Annotated in this window: 15 protein-coding genes; 8 read left to right on the plus strand and 7 right to left on the minus strand. The window is 71.4% G+C overall.

The annotated features are described in order from the left end of the window. The first annotated feature begins 40 nt into the window (after positions 1 to 40). The 6 genes from ACFV46_RS14290 to ACFV46_RS14315 all read left to right on the plus strand — a co-directional run bounded on the left by ACFV46_RS14290 (position 41) and on the right by ACFV46_RS14315 (position 8,221). Positions 41 to 1,039, plus strand: a complete 999-nt coding sequence (locus ACFV46_RS14290; protein ID WP_192806269.1) for a LacI family DNA-binding transcriptional regulator — start codon at positions 41 to 43, stop codon at positions 1,037 to 1,039. A 143-nt stretch (positions 1,040 to 1,182) separates the two neighbouring features. Beyond that, positions 1,183 to 2,532 (plus strand): extracellular solute-binding protein, encoded by a 1,350-nt coding sequence (locus ACFV46_RS14295; protein ID WP_361924990.1) that lies wholly within the window; start codon positions 1,183 to 1,185, stop codon positions 2,530 to 2,532. 6 nt (positions 2,533 to 2,538) lie between these two features. Continuing rightward, positions 2,539 to 3,495, plus strand: coding sequence for a carbohydrate ABC transporter permease (locus ACFV46_RS14300; protein ID WP_385498351.1), 957 nt, complete (start codon positions 2,539 to 2,541; stop codon positions 3,493 to 3,495). Continuing rightward, positions 3,492 to 4,352, plus strand: a complete 861-nt coding sequence (locus ACFV46_RS14305; RefSeq protein ID WP_376728677.1) for a carbohydrate ABC transporter permease — start codon at positions 3,492 to 3,494, stop codon at positions 4,350 to 4,352. Before ACFV46_RS14300 ends, ACFV46_RS14305 begins: the two co-directional genes overlap by 4 nt. 43 nt (positions 4,353 to 4,395) lie before the next feature. Next, positions 4,396 to 5,997, plus strand: coding sequence for a glycoside hydrolase family 13 protein (locus tag ACFV46_RS14310; RefSeq protein WP_385498352.1), 1,602 nt, complete (start codon positions 4,396 to 4,398; stop codon positions 5,995 to 5,997). A 46-nt stretch (positions 5,998 to 6,043) separates the two neighbouring features. Next, on the plus strand, positions 6,044 to 8,221 hold the full coding sequence (locus ACFV46_RS14315; protein WP_385498354.1) for a discoidin domain-containing protein: 2,178 nt from the start codon (positions 6,044 to 6,046) through the stop codon (positions 8,219 to 8,221). On the opposite strand, the gene ACFV46_RS14320 is transcribed toward ACFV46_RS14315, so the two are convergent. The 7 genes from ACFV46_RS14320 to ACFV46_RS14350 form a co-directional block, all read right to left on the minus strand. Then, on the minus strand, positions 8,190 to 9,014 hold the full coding sequence (locus tag ACFV46_RS14320; protein ID WP_385498355.1) for an ABC transporter ATP-binding protein: 825 nt from the start codon (positions 9,012 to 9,014) through the stop codon (positions 8,190 to 8,192). The genes ACFV46_RS14315 and ACFV46_RS14320 overlap by 32 nt on opposite strands. A 20-nt stretch (positions 9,015 to 9,034) precedes the next feature. Next, entirely contained in the window at positions 9,035 to 9,814 is a 780-nt protein-coding gene (locus ACFV46_RS14325) for an ABC transporter permease (RefSeq protein ID WP_385498356.1), read from the minus strand. Then, complete coding sequence (locus ACFV46_RS14330) at positions 9,811 to 10,584, minus strand: ABC transporter permease (RefSeq protein WP_376728682.1); 774 nt, start codon at positions 10,582 to 10,584, stop codon at positions 9,811 to 9,813. Before ACFV46_RS14330 ends, ACFV46_RS14325 begins: the two co-directional genes overlap by 4 nt. Before the next feature lie 13 nt (positions 10,585 to 10,597). Further along, positions 10,598 to 11,566 carry an ABC transporter substrate-binding protein gene (locus ACFV46_RS14335; RefSeq protein WP_385498357.1) on the minus strand — a complete coding sequence of 323 codons (969 nt, stop codon included), beginning with the start codon at positions 11,564 to 11,566 and terminating at the stop codon, positions 10,598 to 10,600. 162 nt (positions 11,567 to 11,728) lie between these two features. Then, complete coding sequence (locus tag ACFV46_RS14340; protein WP_385498358.1) at positions 11,729 to 12,667, minus strand: PDR/VanB family oxidoreductase; 939 nt, start codon at positions 12,665 to 12,667, stop codon at positions 11,729 to 11,731. After that, entirely contained in the window at positions 12,664 to 12,834 is a 171-nt protein-coding gene (locus ACFV46_RS14345; protein WP_361925010.1) for a hypothetical protein, read from the minus strand. The genes ACFV46_RS14340 and ACFV46_RS14345 overlap by 4 nt, the downstream gene beginning before the upstream one ends. Beyond that, entirely contained in the window at positions 12,831 to 13,901 is a 1,071-nt protein-coding gene (locus ACFV46_RS14350; RefSeq protein ID WP_385498360.1) for a Rieske 2Fe-2S domain-containing protein, read from the minus strand. The genes ACFV46_RS14345 and ACFV46_RS14350 overlap by 4 nt, the downstream gene beginning before the upstream one ends. A gap of 310 nt (positions 13,902 to 14,211) precedes the next feature. On the opposite strand from ACFV46_RS14350, the gene ACFV46_RS14355 reads away from it, so the two are divergent. Together ACFV46_RS14355 and ACFV46_RS14360 are read left to right on the plus strand one after the other, a co-directional pair. After that, positions 14,212 to 15,621: a DEAD/DEAH box helicase gene (locus ACFV46_RS14355; RefSeq protein WP_385498362.1), complete on the plus strand. Its 1,410-nt coding sequence runs from the start codon at positions 14,212 to 14,214 to the stop codon at positions 15,619 to 15,621. 253 nt (positions 15,622 to 15,874) lie between these two features. Then, a complete protein-coding gene (locus ACFV46_RS14360) occupies positions 15,875 to 17,926 on the plus strand; it encodes a phosphocholine-specific phospholipase C (protein WP_385498363.1) in 2,052 nt (683 codons plus the stop codon). Positions 17,927 to 17,936: the final 10 nt, after the last annotated feature.

Consider the following 17,936-nt stretch of genomic DNA (forward strand, 5'->3'; position numbering starts at 1 on the left):
TACGCAAGCAGTTTGCAATTCTTGCGCTATTCTTGCGCTCATGACGCGACGACTTGCTGAAGTGGCGAAGAAGGTCGGGGTCAGCGAGGCCACGGTCAGCCGGGTGCTCAACGACAAGCCCGGTGTCTCCGAGGCCACCCGGCAGGCGGTCCTCTCCGCCCTGGACGTGCTCGGCTACGAGCGGCCCACCCAGCTGCGCGGCGAACGCGCGCGTCTGGTCGGCCTGGTGCTGCCCGAGCTGCAGAACCCGATCTTCCCGGCGTTCGCCGAGGTGATCGGCGGGGCGCTGGCCCAGCTCGGGCTGACCCCCGTGCTGTGCACGCAGACCAAGGGCGGGGTCTCCGAGGCCGACTACGTCACGCTGCTGCTGCAGCAGCAGGTCTCCGGGGTGGTCTTCGCCGGTGGCCTCTACGCGCAGGCGGACGCCCCGCACGACCACTACCGGCAGCTCGCCGACCGCAACATCCCGGTGGTGCTCGTCAACGCGGCCATCGAGCACCTGGGCTTCCCGGCCGTCTCCTGCGACGACGCGGTGGCCGTTGAGCAGGCGTGGCGGCATCTGGCCTCCCTGGGCCACGAGCGGATCGGGCTGGTGCTGGGCCCGGGCGACCACGTGCCCTCGGCGCGCAAGCTGACGGCGGCCCGGGAGATCGCCGCCGAGCTGCCCGACGAGCACGTGGCGCGGGCGATCTTCTCGATCGAGGGCGGGCACGCGGCCGCCTCCCGGCTGATCGACCGGGGCGTCACCGGCATCATCTGCGCGAGCGACCCGCTGGCCCTCGGCGCCGTACGGGCCGCCCGCCGCAAGGGACTCGACGTCCCGTCGGAGATCTCCGTCGTCGGCTACGACGACTCGGCGTTCATGAACTGCACCGAGCCGCCGCTCACCACCGTCCGCCAGCCGATCGAGGCCATGGGCCGGGCGGCCGTCGAGCTGCTGAACGCCCAGATCGCGGGCACCCCCGTCCCCGCGGAGGAACTGCTCTTCGAGCCCGAGCTGGTGGTGCGCGGCTCCACGGCGCAGGCGCCCCGCCGCTGACCCGAGCCCCCTCGCGAAAGAGCCGTCACCACCAACCATCCCGCTGTTCAAAAATTGCAAATCTCGCGCGACATCTTGCGCTCGGATGTCGTCGGTGCTTGAGTGTGCGGCGCCCACCGCTCCATGCCCAGAGGGGTCCACCGATGAGAAGCACCGGGTTCCGCCGTACCTTTGCCGCGCTGAGCGTCTGTTCGCTCGCCCTCGCCGCGTCCGCCTGCGGTTCGGGCGACGACGACTCGGCGAGCGGCAAGACCCGCATCACGGTCAACTGCATGCCGCCCAAGAGCGCCAAGGTCGACCGCCAGTTCTTCGAGCAGGACGTCGCCGACTTCGAGCGGCGCAACCCGGACATCGACGTCGTGCCCCACGACGCGTTCCCCTGCCAGGACCCGAAGACGTTCGACGCCAAGCTCGCCGGCGGGCAGATGGAGGACGTCTTCTACACGTACTTCACCGACGCCCGCCACGTCGTCGACATCGATCAGGCGGCCGACATCACGCCGTACGTCAAGGAACTGAAGAGCTACGACACCATCCAGCAGCAGCTGCGCGACATCTACACCGTCGACGGCAAGGTCTACGGCGTCCCGCGCACCGGCTACTCGATGGGCCTGATCTACAACAAGGCGCTCTTCGAGAAGGCCGGCCTCGACCCCGACAAGCCCCCGGCCACCTGGGACGAGGTCCGCACCGCCGCCAAGAAGATCGCCGGCCTCGGTGGCGGCACCGTCGGCTACGCCGACTACAGCGCCCAGAACCAGGGCGGCTGGCACTTCACCGCCGAGCTGTACTCCCAGGGCGGCGACGTCGTCAGCCCCGACGGCGAGAAGGCCACCGTCGACTCGCCCGAGGGCCGCGCCGTCCTGCAGACCCTCCACGACATGCGGTGGAAGGACGACTCGATGGGCAGCAAGCAGCTGCTCGTCATCAACGACGTCCAGCAGATGATGGGTTCGGGCAAGCTCGGCATGTACCTGGCCGCCCCCGACAACATCCCGATCCTCGTCAAGGAGAAGGGCGGGAACTACAAGGACCTCGCCCTCGCCCCCATGCCCGGTGGCAAGGGCACCCTGATCGGCGGCGACGGCTACATGTTCAACAAGAAGGCAAGCCCCGAGCAGATCCGCGCCGGCCTGAAGTGGCTCGACCACATGTTCCTCACCCCCGGAGACGGCTTCCTCGGCGACTACGCCCGCGCCAAGAAGAACGACGCCCCCGTGGGCCTGCCCGAACCCCGCCTGTTCACCGGCGCCGCCGACGCCAAGGACCAGGAGGTGAAGAAGGCCAACGCCAACGTCCCGGTGGAGAACTACCAGCCGTTCCTCGACGGCAACCAGAGCCTCGACATGAAGATCGAGCCGCCGAGCGCCCAGCAGATCTACTCTGTCCTCGACGGGGTCGTCTCCGCCGTCCTCACCAAGGAGGACGCCGACATCGACCAGCTCCTGAAGGACGCGTCCGGCAAGATCGACGGAATCCTGGACCGGGGCTGACCCACCATGACCGACACGGCTCAGCGACGGACCGTCGCGAAGGTCGCGGTACACGCCGTGCAGGCGCCGCCCCCGGCAGGGGACCGGAGGCGGCGCCGCCTCGCCGACCAGGCCCGCGCCTACGGCTTCCTCGTCGGCGGCCTCGTCTGCTTCGCCCTGTTCTCCTGGTACCCGGCGATCCGCGCGGTCGTGATCGCCTTCCAGAAGTACACGCCGGGCGGCGAGCCCGAGTGGGTCGGCACCGCCAACTTCACCCGCGTCTTCAAGGACCCGGAGTTCACGGCGGCCTGGCGCAACACGCTCACCTTCACCCTGCTCGCCCTGCTCATCGGCTTCGCGATCCCCTTCGTGCTCGCCCTGGTCCTCAACGAACTCCGGCACGCCAAGGCGTTCTTCCGGGTCGTCGTCTACCTGCCGGTGATGATCCCGCCGGTGGTCAGCGCCCTGCTGTGGAAGTGGTTCTACGACCCGGGCACCGGACTCGCCAACGAGGCGCTGCGCCTCCTGCACCTGCCGACCTCGAACTGGTCCAACGGCGCCGACACCGCGCTGGTCTCCCTCGTCATCGTCGCGACCTGGGCCAACATGGGCGGCACCGTGCTCATCTACCTCGCGGCGCTCCAGTCCATCCCCGGCGAGCTGTACGAGGCGGCCGAGCTGGACGGCGCGAACCTGCTGCAACGCGTCCGGCACGTCACGGTCCCGCAGACCAGGTTCGTGATCCTGATGCTGATGCTCCTTCAGATCATCGCCACCATGCAGGTGTTCACCGAACCCTTCGTGATCACCGGCGGCGGCCCGGAGAACGCCACGGTCACCGTCCTCTACCTGATCTACAAGTACGCCTTCCTCTACAACGACTTCGGCGGCGCCTGCGCCCTGAGCGTGATGCTCCTCGTGCTCCTCGGCGCCTTCTCCGCCGTGTACCTGCGACTGACCCGCACCGAAGGGGAGAGCGCATGAGCACCCGGACCCTCCTCTCGCCGGCCGCCCTGGCCCGGCCGCGCGGCAAGGCCGTCTACTGGACCGTGTTCACCGGCACCGTCCTGCTGTTCGTGATCGCCTTCCTCTTCCCCGTCTACTGGATGGTCACGGGCGCGATGAAGTCCGCGGACGAGGTCGCCAGGACCCCGCCCACCCTGGTCCCGGACCACTGGCACGTCAGCGGGTACACCGACGCCTGGGACCTGATGCAGTTGCCCGAACACCTGTGGAACACCGTCGTCCAGGCCACCGGCGCCTGGCTGTGCCAGCTGGTGTTCTGCACGGCCGCCGCCTACGCGCTGTCCAAGCTGCGGCCCGCCTTCGGCAAGGTGATCCTCGGCGGCATCCTCGCCACCCTCATGGTCCCCGCCCAGGCACTGGTCGTCCCGAAGTACCTGACCGTGGCCGACCTCGGGCTGCTCAACGACCCTGTGGCGATCTGGCTGCCGGCCGTCGCCAACGCCTTCAACCTCTACCTGCTCAAGCGGTTCTTCGACCAGCTGCCGCGCGAGGTGCTGGAGGCCGCCGAGATGGACGGCGCCGGCCGGCTGCGCACCCTGTGGTCGATCGTGCTGCCGATGTCCCGGCCGGTCCTCGGCGTGGTGTCGATCTTCGCCCTGGTCGCCGTCTGGCAGGACTTCCTCTGGCCGCTGATGGTGTTCTCCGACACCGACAAGCAGCCCATCAGCGTCGCGCTCGTCCAGCTGTCGCAGAACATCCCGCTGACCGTGCTCATCGCCGCGATGGTCATCGCGAGCATCCCCATGGTCGCGATGTTCCTCGCCTTCCAGCGGCACATCATCGCGGGGATCGGCGCGGGCGGCACCAAGGGCTGACGCCCCCGGACGCCTTTCCCCTCCCGACAGAAAGGGCCACACCGTGGCACAGTCCCGTCCTGCCGCCGCATCGTGGTGGCGCTCCGCCGTCATCTACCAGGTCTACGTCCGCAGCTTCGCGGACGGCGACGGCGACGGCACCGGCGACCTCGCGGGCGTCCGCGCCAGGCTGCCGTACCTCGCCGAACTCGGCGTGGACGCCCTGTGGTTCACCCCCTGGTACGTCTCCCCGCTGAAGGACGGCGGCTACGACGTCGCCGACTACCGGGCCATCGACCCGGCCTTCGGCACCCTCGCCGAGGCGGAGAAGCTGATCGCGGAGGCCGGTGAGCTCGGCATCCGCACGATCGTCGACATCGTGCCCAATCACGTCTCCGACCAGCACCCCTGGTTCCGCGCCGCCCGCGAGGCCGGACCCGGCAGCCCCGAGCGCGAACTGTTCCACTTCCGGCCCGGACGCGGCCCCGACGGCTCCCTCCCGCCCAACGACTGGCCGTCGGAGTTCGTCGGCTCGACCGACCCCGTCTGGACGAGGCTGCCCGACGGCGAGTGGTACCTGCACCTGTTCACCCCCGAACAGCCCGATCTCAACTGGGCCCACCCGGCCGTCCGCCAGGAACACGAGGACATCCTGCGCTTCTGGTTCGAGCGGGGCGTGGCCGGCGTCCGCATCGACTCCGCCGCCCTGCTCGCCAAGGACCCCGCCCTGCCCGACCTCGCCTCCGCCCCCGACCCGCACCCCTACGTCGACCGCGACGAGCTCCACGACATCTACCGCTCCTGGCGGGCCGTCGCCGACGAGTACGACGGCGTCTTCGTCGGCGAGGTCTGGCTGCCCGATCCCGAGCGGTTCGCCCGCTATCTGCGCCCCGACGAACTGCACACCGCCTTCAACTTCTCGTTCCTGTCCTGCCCGTGGGACGCGGAGCGGCTGCGCACGTCGATCGACACCACCCTCGCCGAGCACGCCCCGGTCGGCGCCCCCGCCACCTGGGTGCTGTGCAACCACGACGTCACCCGCACGGTCACCCGGTACGGCCGCGCCGACACCGGCTTCGACTTCGCCACCAAGGCGTTCGGCACCCCCACCGACCTCGCCCTCGGCACCCGCCGCGCCCGCGCCGCCGCGCTGCTCTCGCTGGCCCTGCCCGGTTCCGTCTACCTCTACCAGGGCGAGGAACTGGGCCTGCCCGAGGCGGACATCCCGCTCGACCGCATCGAGGACCCGATGCACGTCCGCTCCGGCGGCACCGACCCGGGCCGCGACGGCTGCCGCGTCCCGCTGCCCTGGTCGGCCGGGGAGCCGTACGCCGGCTTCGGCGCCCGGATGGAGCCCTGGCTGCCGCAGCCCGAGGGGTGGGCCGCGTACGCCGCGGACCGGCAGGCCGCCGACCCCGGCTCCCTGCTCACCCTGTACCGCCGGGCCATCGCCCTGCGCCCGGAGTTCGGCGACGGGCCGCTGACCTGGCTTCCGTCGCCCGACGGTGTGCTCGCCTTCACCCGGGCCCCCGGCACCCTCTGCGTGGTCAACCTGTCGGGCACTCCCGCCGACCTGCCCCGGCACTCCGAAGTCCTGCTCGCCAGCGGTCCGTTGGCCGCCGACGGCCGGCTGCCCCAGGACACCGCGGTCTGGCTGCGCGCCTGAGACCGCCTCCCGCTGTCCCGCCATCCCCCCACGAAGGGATCAGCCCATGCACCCCACCCGCACGAGTGTCAGGCTCATACCCGCCGCGGTGGCCGTCGCGCTCGCCGCCGGACTGGTCACCGCCACCGCCCCCGCCGCCCACGCGGCGGCCGGGGCCGACCTCCCGTTCACCTCCGTGGAGGCCGAGTCCGCCGCCACGACCGGCACCACGATCGGGCCGGACCTCACCCAGGGCACGCTCGCCTCCGAGGCCTCCGGGCGCCGGGCCGTCCGCCTCGGCGCCGGCCAACGCGTCGAGTTCACCGTCCCGCGCGCGGCCAACGCCGTGAACGTCGCCTACAGCGTCCCCGACGGCCAGTCCGGCACGCTGGACGTCTACGTCAACGGCCAGAAGCTTTCCCGCACCCTGCCGGTCACGTCGAAGTACGCGTACGTCGACACCGGCTGGATCACCGGCTCGAAGACGCACCACTTCTACGACAACGCGCGGCTGCTGCTCGGCCGGGACGTGCAGGCCGGCGACAAGGTGGCCTTCCAGGCCACCGGCGTCCAGGTGACCGTCGACGTCGCCGACTTCGAGCAGGTCGCCGGCGCGGCGGGACAGCCCACCGGATCCGTCTCCGTCGTCTCCAAGGGGGCCGACCCCACCGGGCAGGGCGACTCCACGCAGGCGTTCCGGGACGCCATCGCCGCCGCCCAGGGCGGGGTCGTGTGGATCCCACCGGGGGAGTACCGGCTGACCTCGTCGCTCAGCGGCGTGCAGAACGTCACCCTCCAGGGCGCCGGGCACTGGCACTCGGTCGTGCGCTCCTCCCGGTTCATCGACCAGACCGCATCCTCGGGCAACGTGCACATCAAGAACTTCGCCGTGATCGGCGAGGTCACCGAACGTGTCGACTCCAACCCCGACAACTTCGTCAACGGCTCGCTCGGGCCGAACAGCTCCGTCTCGGGGATGTGGCTCCAGCACCTCAAGGTCGGCCTCTGGCTGACCGGCACCAACGACAACCTCGTCGTGGAGAACAACCGCTTCCTCGACATGACCGCGGACGGCCTCAACCTCAACGGCAACGCCCGCGGGGTGAAGGTCCGGAACAACTTCCTGCGCAACCAGGGCGACGACGCCCTCGCCATGTGGTCGCTGAACGCGCCGGACGTCGGCAGCAGCTTCGAGAACAACACCATCACCCAGCCGAACCTGGCCAACGGCATCGCGATCTACGGCGGCACCGACATCACGGTCCGCGGCAACCTGATCTCCGACACGAACGCGCTCGGCAGCGGCATCGCCATCTCCAACCAGAAGTTCCTCGACCCGTTCCACCCGCTGTCCGGCACCATCACCGTCGACGGAAACACCCTCGTCCGCACCGGCGCGATGAACCCCAACTGGGGCCACCCGATGGGCGCCCTGCGGGTCGACTCCTACGACAGCGCCGTCGACGCCCAGGTGCGGATCACGAACACCACCGTCACCGACAGCCCGTACAGCGCCTTCGAGTTCGTCTCGGGCGGCGGCCGGGGTCTCGCGGCGCGGAACATCACCGTCGACGGGGCGACCGTCCGGAACACCGGCACGGTCGTCGTCCAGGCCGAGACGCCGGGCGCCGCCACCTTCCGGAACGTGACGGCGACGAACACGGGCGCCGCCGGTGTCTACAACTGCCCCTACCCGGCCGGCTCCGGCACCTTCGCCCTCACCGACGGGGGCGGCAACTCCGGCTGGAGCAGCACCTGGCCGGACTGCTCCACCTGGCCGCGACCCGGCCAGGGCAACCCCGACCCGGACCCCGGCCAGACCGGCAACCTCGCCAAGGGCCGCCCCGCCACCGCCACCGGCTCGCAGGACGTCTACACGCCCGGCAAGGCCGTCGACGGTGACACCGCCAGCTACTGGGAGTCCACCAACCACGCCTTCCCGCAGGCCCTCACCGTCGACCTCGGCTCGGCCCGCACGGTCCGCCGGCTGGTGCTGAAGCTGCCCGCGGCCACGGCCTGGGAGGCCCGCACCCAGACCGTCACCGTCCTGGGCAGCACCGACGGCTCGGCGTACTCCACGGTCGTCGGCGCCACCGGCTACCGGTTCGACCCGGCCACCGGCAACACGGTCACCGTCTCCCTGCCCGCCGGCACCACCCTGCGCCATCTGCGGCTGTCCGTGAGCGCCAACACCGGGTGGCCGGCCGCCCAGTTCAGCGAGGTGGAGGCGTACTCGACTTCGTGAGCACGTCCGGGACCTCCGGCACGTCCCCGCGCTTCGCCGCCTGGATCTGCTCGTACACACGGGTGCGCAGGACGGCGAAGCGCGGGTCCACACGGGTGCGCGCCTGGTCGCGCTCCGCCGGCAGACCGACCGTGAGCTGCTCACGGACGACCGTCGGCGACGCGGACAGCACGATCACCCGCTCCCCGAGATAGACGGCCTCGTCGATGTCATGGGTGACGAAGAGGATCGTGATGCCGCGCTCCCGCCACAGCCCCCGCACCAGGTCCTCCAGATCGGCCCTGGTCTGCGCGTCCACGGCCGCGAACGGCTCGTCCATCAGCAGCACCCGCGGCTCGTACGCCAGCGCCCGGGCGATCGCGACCCGCTGCTGCATCCCGCCCGACAACTGCCACGGGTAGGCGCCGGCCGCGTCCGCGAGGCCCACCGACTCCAGGGCGTCGCGTACCAGCGCCCGGCGCCTCGCCTTCCCCAGATCCTTCTTCTGCCGCAACGGCAGTTCGACGTTCTCACCGACCCGCATCCACGGGAACAGGCTGCGGCCGTACTCCTGGAAGACGAACGCCATCGCGGGCGGCGGCCCGTCGACCCGCCGCCCCTCCAGCAGCACCTCGCCGCCGGTCGGCGCCAGCAGCCCGGCCACACATTTCAGCAGGGTGGTCTTGCCGCAGCCCGACGGGCCGACGAGACAGACCAGTTCGCCCGGGCCGACGGTGAAGGTCAGCTCGCGGACCGCCTCCACCCGCCGTCCCGAGCCCTCGTAGACCTTCCGCAGACCCCGTACGTCCAGCATGGAACGCCCTTTCTGAAGGTTCACGGCGACCGCCGGGCCGAGGCGCGCAGACCGTGGTACCAGCCGAGCACCCGCCGCTCGACCAGCCGGAAGAGGACGGACAGCACGACGCCCAGCATCCCGAGGAGGAGGATGCCGGTCCACATGTCGGGGATCGCGAAACCCCGCTGGAACTGGACGGTGGTGAAGCCGAGCCCGTTGCTGGCGGCGAACATCTCGCTGATCACCATGAGGATGATGCCGATCGACAGCGCCTGGCGCAGACCGGCGACGATCTGCGGGCTCGCGGAGGGCAGCACCAGGCTCCGCAGCCGGGCCACCCCCGAGATCCCGTACGACCGGGCCGCCTCCGCCATGACCGGGTCCACCGCGCGGACGCCCTCCACGGTGTTCAGCAGCACCGGCCAGACGCAGCCGCTCGCGATCACCGCGACCTTCATCGTGTCGCCGATCCCCGCGAACAGCATGATCACCGGCACCAGCACGGGCGGCGGTATCGCGCGCAGGAACTCCAGGACCGGTTCGCACACCGCGCGCACCCGCCGATGGGAGCCGATCAGCGTGCCGAGCGCCACCCCGGCGACGGCCGCCAGTGCGTAACCGGCCGCCAGCCGCCACACGCTGGGCAGCACGTCGCCGCGCAGCCGGTCCGCCGTCCAGACGTCCGGGAACGCCGCCAGGATCGTCCGCAGTGGCGGCCAGTACACGTCCGTGCTGCCCGCCGACGCCACCCACCAGACGGTGATCAGCACGGCGGGCAGCGCGCACGCCAGGACGAGCCGCAGCAGCACCCGTCTCACACCGCCACCTCCCCGCGCACCGACTGATGCCAGGCCAGCGCGCGGCGCTCCACCGCACGCGCCCCCACGTTGATGACGAGCCCGAGCAGACCCGTCACCACGATGAGCGCGTACATCTCGGGCACCGCCTGCGAGGTCTGCGCCACCCCGATGCGCTGCCCGAGACCCGGCGCCCCGATGACGAGTTCGGCGGTGACGGCGAGGATCAGCGCGACCGCCGCCGCGAGCCGCACACCCGTCATCACATAGGGCAGCGCGGTCGGCCACAGCACGTACCGGATCCGCGCCCAGGTGCCCAGCCCGTACGACCGCGCCGTCTCCTCGGCGACCGGGTCGACGTCCTGGACGCCGTACAGGACCTGGATGAGCACCTGCCAGAAGGACGCGTAGACGACGAGCAGGAGCACCGAACGCAGTTCGGAGCCGTAGAGCAGCACCGCGAGCGGGATGAGGGCGACGGAGGGGATGGGCCGCAGGAACTCGACGGTGGAGGCGGTGGCCTGCCGCAGATACGGCACGACCGACAGGACGACGCCGGCCACGATCCCCGCGCAGGACGCGAGCGCGAGGCCCAGCGCCCAGCCGGTGAGCGTGTCGCCGAGCGCGGTCCAGAACGCGGGGTCGGCGGCCTCGTCCCCGAGCGCGACGGCGATCCGGCCGGCCGGCGGCAGATACTCCTCGTCCACCAGGCCGAGTCGCGGCACCGCCTCCGCCAGGGCCAGGAAGCCGGCGAGCCCCGCCACGCCGAGCGCGGCGTTCGTCTCCCTCACCGGACCACGTCCTTCACGGCAGCAGTTCGTCGAGGTCCGGCGGGTTCTTGAAGAGGCCGTCGGACCGGCCGAGCTTCATCAGGGTCTCGATGGACGCCCGGTCGGGCTCGGCCGGCCACTTCGGCAGGGTGACCTTGGCCAGCACGTCCGCCGGGATCTTCGTGTACGTCGTGATGATCTCGCGCGCCTCGTCCGGGTGGGCGTCGGCATAGGCAAGGGACCGTGCGGTCGCCTTCTGGAACTTCTTCACGATCCCGGGATTGCGCTCCGCGTACCGCGCCGACGTGAAGTACAGCGCGACGGTGAGGTCGGGTGCCACGTCGACCAGCGGGGAGGCGATCTCGACGCCGTCCTGGTTCCTGATCGTGGCCGTCGCCGGCTCCACCACCATGGCGGCGTCGATCTGCCCCTTGTCCAGGGCGGCCGGCATCTGGTCGAAGGGCAGCTCGACGAACTCCACCTCGTCGGGGTCGCCGCCCGCGTCGCGCACCGAGGCGCGCACGGCCGTCTCGTTGATGTTCTTCAGCGTGTTGATGGCGACCTTCCTGCCCTCCAGCTCCTTCGGGGACTTCAGCGGGCTGCCCTTCTTGACCATCAGGGCACCGAAGTCCTCGCCCTCCTTGCCGGTGGAGGCGATGCCGTTGGCGACGGCCCGCACGGGAACGCCGTTGGACTGCGCGACCATCAGCGACGTCACATTGCTGAACCCGAACTGGAACTGACCGCTCGCCACCCCCGGCACGATCGCCGCGCCGCCCTGGGCCGTGGTGAACTCCAGGCGTAAGCCCTGCTTCTCGAAGAAGCCCTTCTTCTGACCGAGGTACAGCGGGGCGACATCGACGATGGGGATGAGTCCGACCTTCACGGTGGTGACCTCGCCGGACGATCCGCCATTCTTCGACGGTTCGTCACCGGACGAGCCACAGGCCGTCGCGACGAGCAGCAGGGCGCCGGTGGCGAGACCGGCGGACAGACGACGCATGGCTCCTCCTGTGCAGACAACGGTGCGACGGTGTTCCGACAGGTTGTGCGCACCGCGCACAGTAGTGCGCGACCTCGCCCAGCGGGAAGGTAGAAGATTCCACCATCATGACGGCGTACATGTCAGAGGCCGATTCCGAACGCCCTTGCGTGGTACGTCGGTTCACAGATCGAGGAGTAGCCGCGGGCCCCGGCACCGGGACACACAGATCATCATCGTCTCGCCGCTCGCCTGTTCCGCGGCGGTCAACACGGAGTCCCGGTGGTCGGGCGTGCCGTCGAGGACGTCGGTCTCGCAGGTGCCGCAGGTGCCCTCGGTGCAGGAGTACAGCACCTCGACACCCGCGGCCCGCACGGCGTCCAGCACGGAGACGCCCGGCCCGACCGTGACCGTCAGCCCGCTGCGGGCCAGCTCGACCACGAACTCCCCTTCCTCCTTCCGGAGTTGCTCCTTCGGCTGGAAACGCTCGACGCGCAGGGCGCTCGGCGGGCAGCGTTCCTCGACGGCGTCCAGCAGGGGACCGGGACCGCAGCAGTAGACCAGTGTGCCTTCGGGGAGCCCGTCCAGCACCGGGCCGAGGTCGAGCAGCCCGCACTCGTCCTCCGGCACCAGGGTGACTCGCCCGCCGTACGCGGCCAACTCCGCGGTGAACGCCATGGACCGGCGTGTGCGGCCGCCGTACAGCAGGCCCCAGTCGGCGCCCGCCGCCTCGGCCGCGGCCAGCATGGGCAGGATCGGGGTGATCCCGATGCCGCCCGCGACGAACCGGTAGGCGCGGGCGGGTTCCAGCCGGAAGTGGTTGCGCGGACCGCGTACGCGCACCGTGGCGCCGGGTCGCAGCCGCTCGTGCACATGGGCGGACCCGCCGCGCCCGGCGGGCTCCCGCAGGACGCCGATCCGCCAGCGGGTCCGGTCCGCCGGGTCGCCGCACAGCGAGTACTGCCGCTCCAGCCCCGACCCGAGCAGCAGATCGACGTGGGCGCCGGGCTCCCAGACGGGCAGCGGCTCGCCCAGCGGATGGCGCAGGAGGAGGGCGCGCACCCCGTCCGCCGCGAACGCCGTTCGCTCGACGACGAGTTCGGCCTCGTACGCCTCCGTCACGAGTCGTCCTCCGGCAGCCGGTGCCCCTGCGGGTGGGCGAGCATCCACTCCCACATCCGCACCGGGTCCTCGGCCCGGTGCTCCCGGCCGCAGTGACAGGTGCCGTGCAGCAGGTCGGTGCCCGGCACCCAGTCGACGCGGTACACCTCCCCGGTACCCCCACTCACCGGACCCTCTCCTCGGGCTTGGCCCCCTCCTCGACCAGCCGGGCGAGGATGCGGCGCGCGGCCAGACCGCCGGTGTCGATGTTGATGCTGAGCTCCTGGTAGCCGTGCCGCTCGGTGCCGAGGGTGCGCTGGAGCAGGTTGAGGGCGTCGACGTCCTGCATCACCACGGTGTGGTTGCTGGCGCGCAGGAACGCGGTGACCTCCTCGTCGTCGGTCGCCCAGTCCCGGGACACCGCCCAGAAGTCGTACACCGTGCCGTCCCCGGAGGGTGTGATGGCGTAGGTGACCTCGGTGTGGAAGGCGTCCGGGTCGCTGCCGTCCGGCCGGGGCAGCACACCGACCGGGGCGACCCGGCTGTGCAGCACATACAGACAGGGCGCCTGGTACTCGATGTCCTGCCAGCGGGTGATGCGGCCCTCGATCCCGGTCGAACGGGCGTAGAACGGGGGGCACTCGGCGTCGTCCATGTGCCGGCTCACCCGCACGACGCCCGCGCCCTCGTCCACCTCGGTGGTGATCGGCGTCTCGGCGACCTCGGGGGTGCCGATGTACCCGCCGTGCAGATACGTCTCGTGGGAGAGGTCGAGGAGGTTGTCGACCAGCAGGCCGTAGTCGCAGTCGATGGGCTCCATCCCGCGCACGGTGACCCAGCCCGGCGCGTCGAGGTGCCGGGCGCGCGGGATGCCGGCCGGGTCGGCCAGTTCCGGGTCGCCGATCCACACCCAGATCAGCGAGTCCTGCTCGACCACGGGGTACGAGGCGACGCGCGCGGTGCGCGGCACGCGCCTCTGCCCCGGCACGTACACGCACGTCCCGGTCGTGTCGTACGTGAACCCGTGGTACCCGCACACGATCCGGTCCCCGTCGAGCCGCGTCGGCGCCTCGGACAGCGGATACCGGCGGTGCACACACCGGTCGTGCAGCACGACCGGCGTCCCCTCGTCCTCGGTGCGGTAGAGCACGAGCGTCTCCCCGCAAACACTGCGCCCGAGCAACTCCCGCCCCACTTCGTGGCTGTAGGCGGCGACGTACCACTGGTTCCTGGCGAACGCGGTCATGTGCGGCATGGCAGCGGCTCCCGTCCGTGGGTGATGACGGCATCATCCGGACGGGCTCGCCGGCGTCGCAATACTTCTTCCGCCTCACGGAAGCAGCTGGGGGAGCTCCCGGTTCAGAGCCGATGCGCGTGCGAACTCGCCCAGCACCTGCGCGGGGCATGGTGGCGCGGCCATGGACGGTTCGGGCGGACGGTGGGCTCCGTGCTAGCGTGGAGCGTTTGCAGCGTCGCTGTGTCGGTGCCCGGTGCGGGGTCCCTGGCCGGAGGCGCCGTCCCCGCCGCGCCTTCCTCGGTACGGTCCCTTTGGAGGAAGGCCTTCCATGAGCGAGTCAGCACGTGTCGATGCCCCGCAGCACGAGGTGCCGGGCGGCACCGCGGCTCTGCCCCCGGCGGCGTCCTTCGCGGAGCTGGGGCTGCCGGCGGGGATGCTGCGGGTGCTCGCCGAGCACGAGGTGACCGTGCCCTTCCCCATCCAGGCGGCGGCCCTGCCCCACGCCCTCGCGGGACGGGATGTACTCGGCCGGGGCCGCACCGGTTCCGGCAAGACACTCGCCTTCGGCCTGGGGATGCTCGCCCGGACCGCCGGGCGGCGCGCACGGCCCAAGGAGCCGCTGGCACTCGTTCTGGTGCCCACCAGGGAGCTCGCGCAGCAGGTCGCCGAGGTGCTCACCCCGTACGCCGGGGCGCTGCGACTGCGGCTCACGACCGTGGTGGGCGGAGTGTCCCTCGGACGGCAGGCCGCCGCGCTGCGGGACGGCGCCGAGATCGTCGTCGCCACGCCCGGCCGGCTGCACGACCTCGTCGACCGGAAGGCCTGCCGGCTCGGACAGGTGCGCATCACGGTCCTGGACGAGGCCGACCAGATGTGCGACCTGGGGTTCCTGCCGCAGGTCACGGAGATCCTTGACCAGGTGCGTCCCGACGGGCAGCGCATGCTGTTCTCCGCCACCCTGGACCGTGACGTCGACCAACTGGTGCGGGACCACCTGCGCGACCCCGCCATCCACTCCGTGGACCCCTCGTCCAGCGCGGTCTCGACGATCGAGCACCACGTCCTCGTCGTGCACGGTCCCGACCGGTACGCAGTGACCACGGAGATCGCCGCCCGGGACGGCCGCGTCCTGCTGTTCCTCGACACCAGGCACGGCGTCGACCAGCTCACGCGGCATCTGCGCGCCAGCGGCGTGGCGGCCGCCGCCCTGCACAGCGGCAAGGCCCAGCCACAGCGCACCAGGACCCTGGCCCAGTTCAAGAGCGGGCAGGTCACCGCGCTGGTGGCGACAAACGTCGCCGCACGCGGCCTGCACGTCGACGACCTCGACCTCGTGGTCAACGTCGACCCGGCCACCGACCCGAAGGACTACCTGCACCGCGCGGGCCGAACGGCCCGGGCAGGCCGCTCCGGCACCGTCGTGACGCTCGTCATGTCGGGACAGCGTCGCGAGACGAGCCAGGTCATGGCAGCTGCCGGCGTCGCACCGGCAGTCACCAAAGTGCGGTCCGGCGAGGCGGAGCTCAGCCGGATCACCGGCGCCAAGGCCCCCTCCGGACAGCCTCTCGACGGCGGGGCGGCCGTGCCGCGCCCCAAGAACCACAACGTCCCGTTCCGTGGCCTGGGCAGCACCAAGGACGCGAAGGGCGGCTCCGGCGGCAGGCCGTCCCGCAAGAGCAGCGAGGCGCGCAAGCTCGCGGAGGCCCGCCAGGCGGCACGGGTGCGGCGCGGCGGCTGAGTTCGGTCTTCCCGGACGGCGCTCGGCGTCCAGGTGTCGTGGCGACATCGTCGGGAAGGGGCCCCGCAGGGGCGACAGGGCTTCCGCCTCACGGGAGCGGACCGGAAGGAGCCGCCGTACCTCGTGTACCCGTGACCTTCACACGCGTGCCATCGCACCCTTCCCCGCCGTTCGGTGCCCCTGGAACACTCCTGTCGCGCGCGTTGTCACCGACCGGTCGATCACCCTCACGATGGGAAGAGGTCTTCCACCCATGCCCGAAGTCAACCGGCGCCGATTCCTCCAGATCGCGGGTGCCACCACCGCGTTCAGCGCTCTGTCGAGCAGCATCCAGCGGGCCGCCGCGCTCCCGGCGCACCATCGCACGGGCTCCCTGGAGGACGTCGAGCACATCGTCGTCCTCATGCAGGAGAACCGTTCCTTCGACCACTACTTCGGCACCCTGCGCGGCGTCCGAGGCTTCGGCGATCCCCGCCCGGTCCTGCGGGACGACGGCAAGCCCGTCTGGCACCAGTCGGACGGCGTCAAGGACGTCCTGCCGTTCCGCCCGGACGCCGACGACCTCGGCATGCGGTTCCTGGAGGGCCTGCCGCACGGCTGGGCCGACGGGCACCAGGCGTACAACGGCGGCAAGTACGACCGGTGGGTCCCCGCCAAGGGCACGACGACGATGGCGTACCTGAGCCGCGAGGACATCCCCTTCCACTACGCCCTCGCCGACGCGTTCACCGTCTGCGACGCCTACCACTGCTCGTTCATCGGCTCGACCGACCCCAACCGCTACTACCTGTGGAGCGGTCACACGGGCAACGACGGCACCGGCGGCGGCCCGGTCCTCGGCAACGACGAACTCGGCTACGGCTGGACGACGTACCCCGAGCGCCTGGAGCGGGCCGGGGTCTCCTGGAAGGTCTATCAGGACATCGGTGACGGCCTCGACGCCGCCGGCTCCTGGGGCTGGATCAACGACGCCTACCGCGGCAACTACGGCGACAACTCCCTGCTGTACTTCACCAAGTACCGCGAGGCCCGGCCCGGCGACCCCTGGCACGACAAGGCCCGTACGGGCACGGACGCCAAGGCCGGCGACGGCTACTTCGACCGGCTGCGCGCCGACGTCCAGGCCGGCACGCTGCCGCAGATCTCCTGGATCGCCGCCCCCGAGGCGTTCTCCGAGCACTCCAACTGGCCCTCGAACTACGGCGCCTGGTACATCGCGCGGGTCCTGGACGCCCTCACCTCGAACCCGGAGGTCTGGTCGAGAACGGCCCTGTTCATCACCTACGACGAGAACGACGGCTTCTTCGACCACGTCGTGCCGCCGCTGCCCCCGCAGGACGCCTCCCGGGGCGGGTCCACGGTCGACGTCTCCCTCGACGTGTACCCGGGCGACGCCACGCGGACGGCCGGGCCCTACGGCCTCGGCCCGCGTGTGCCGATGCTGGTCGTCTCGCCGTGGAGCAAGGGCGGCTACGTCTGCTCCGAGACGTTCGACCACACCTCGATCCTGCGGTTCATGGAGCGCCGCTTCGGCGTCGAGGAGCCCCAGATCTCACCGTGGCGGCGGGCCGTCTGCGGCGATCTCACCTCGGCGTTCGACTTCTCCCGCAAGGACAGCCGGCCCGCCGGGCTGCCGGGGACGGACGCCTACGAGCCGCCGGACCGGCAGCGGCACCCGGACTACCGCCCGACGCCTCCGGCCGAGGCGGGCATGCCCCGGCAGGAGCGCGGGCTGCGGCCCACCCGCCCGCTGAAGTACGCCCCGCACGTGGACGGCCACGTCGACACGGCGGCCGGCACGTTCACGCTCACGTTCGCCTCCGGCGCCCGGGCGGGCGGCGCCTTCCACGTCACCTCCGGCAACCGCACCGACGGTCCGTGGACGTACACCACCGAGGCCGGCAAGCGCATCACCGGCACCTGGGACTCGGCGGCCTCGAACGGCTCGTACGACCTGACCGTGCACGGCCCGGCCGGGTTCTTCCGCGCCTTCCGGGGCGCGAACGCGGTGGCCGGTCCCGAGGTCACCGCCCGGCACCGGGGCGAGGGCGTCGAGCTGACCTTCACCAGCGCGGGCAGGTCGAGCGCCCGGCTGCGGATCGCCGACGGGTACGGCGGCCGTACCGTCACGGTGACCGTCCGGCCCGGCGCCACCGTGCGCCGCACCTTCGGACTCGCGGCGAGCCGCCGCTGGTACGACCTGACCGTCACGGCCGAGGGCGACCACGCGTTCCTGCGACGCCTCGCCGGGCACGTCGAGAACGGCCGGCCGGGGGTGAGCGACCCGGCGACGCTCACCGCGTAGCCGGGTCCGG

Origin of the sequence: Streptomyces sp. NPDC059852, from assembly GCF_042731455.1 — a bacterium.
Classification (GTDB): domain Bacteria; phylum Actinomycetota; class Actinomycetes; order Streptomycetales; family Streptomycetaceae; genus Streptomyces.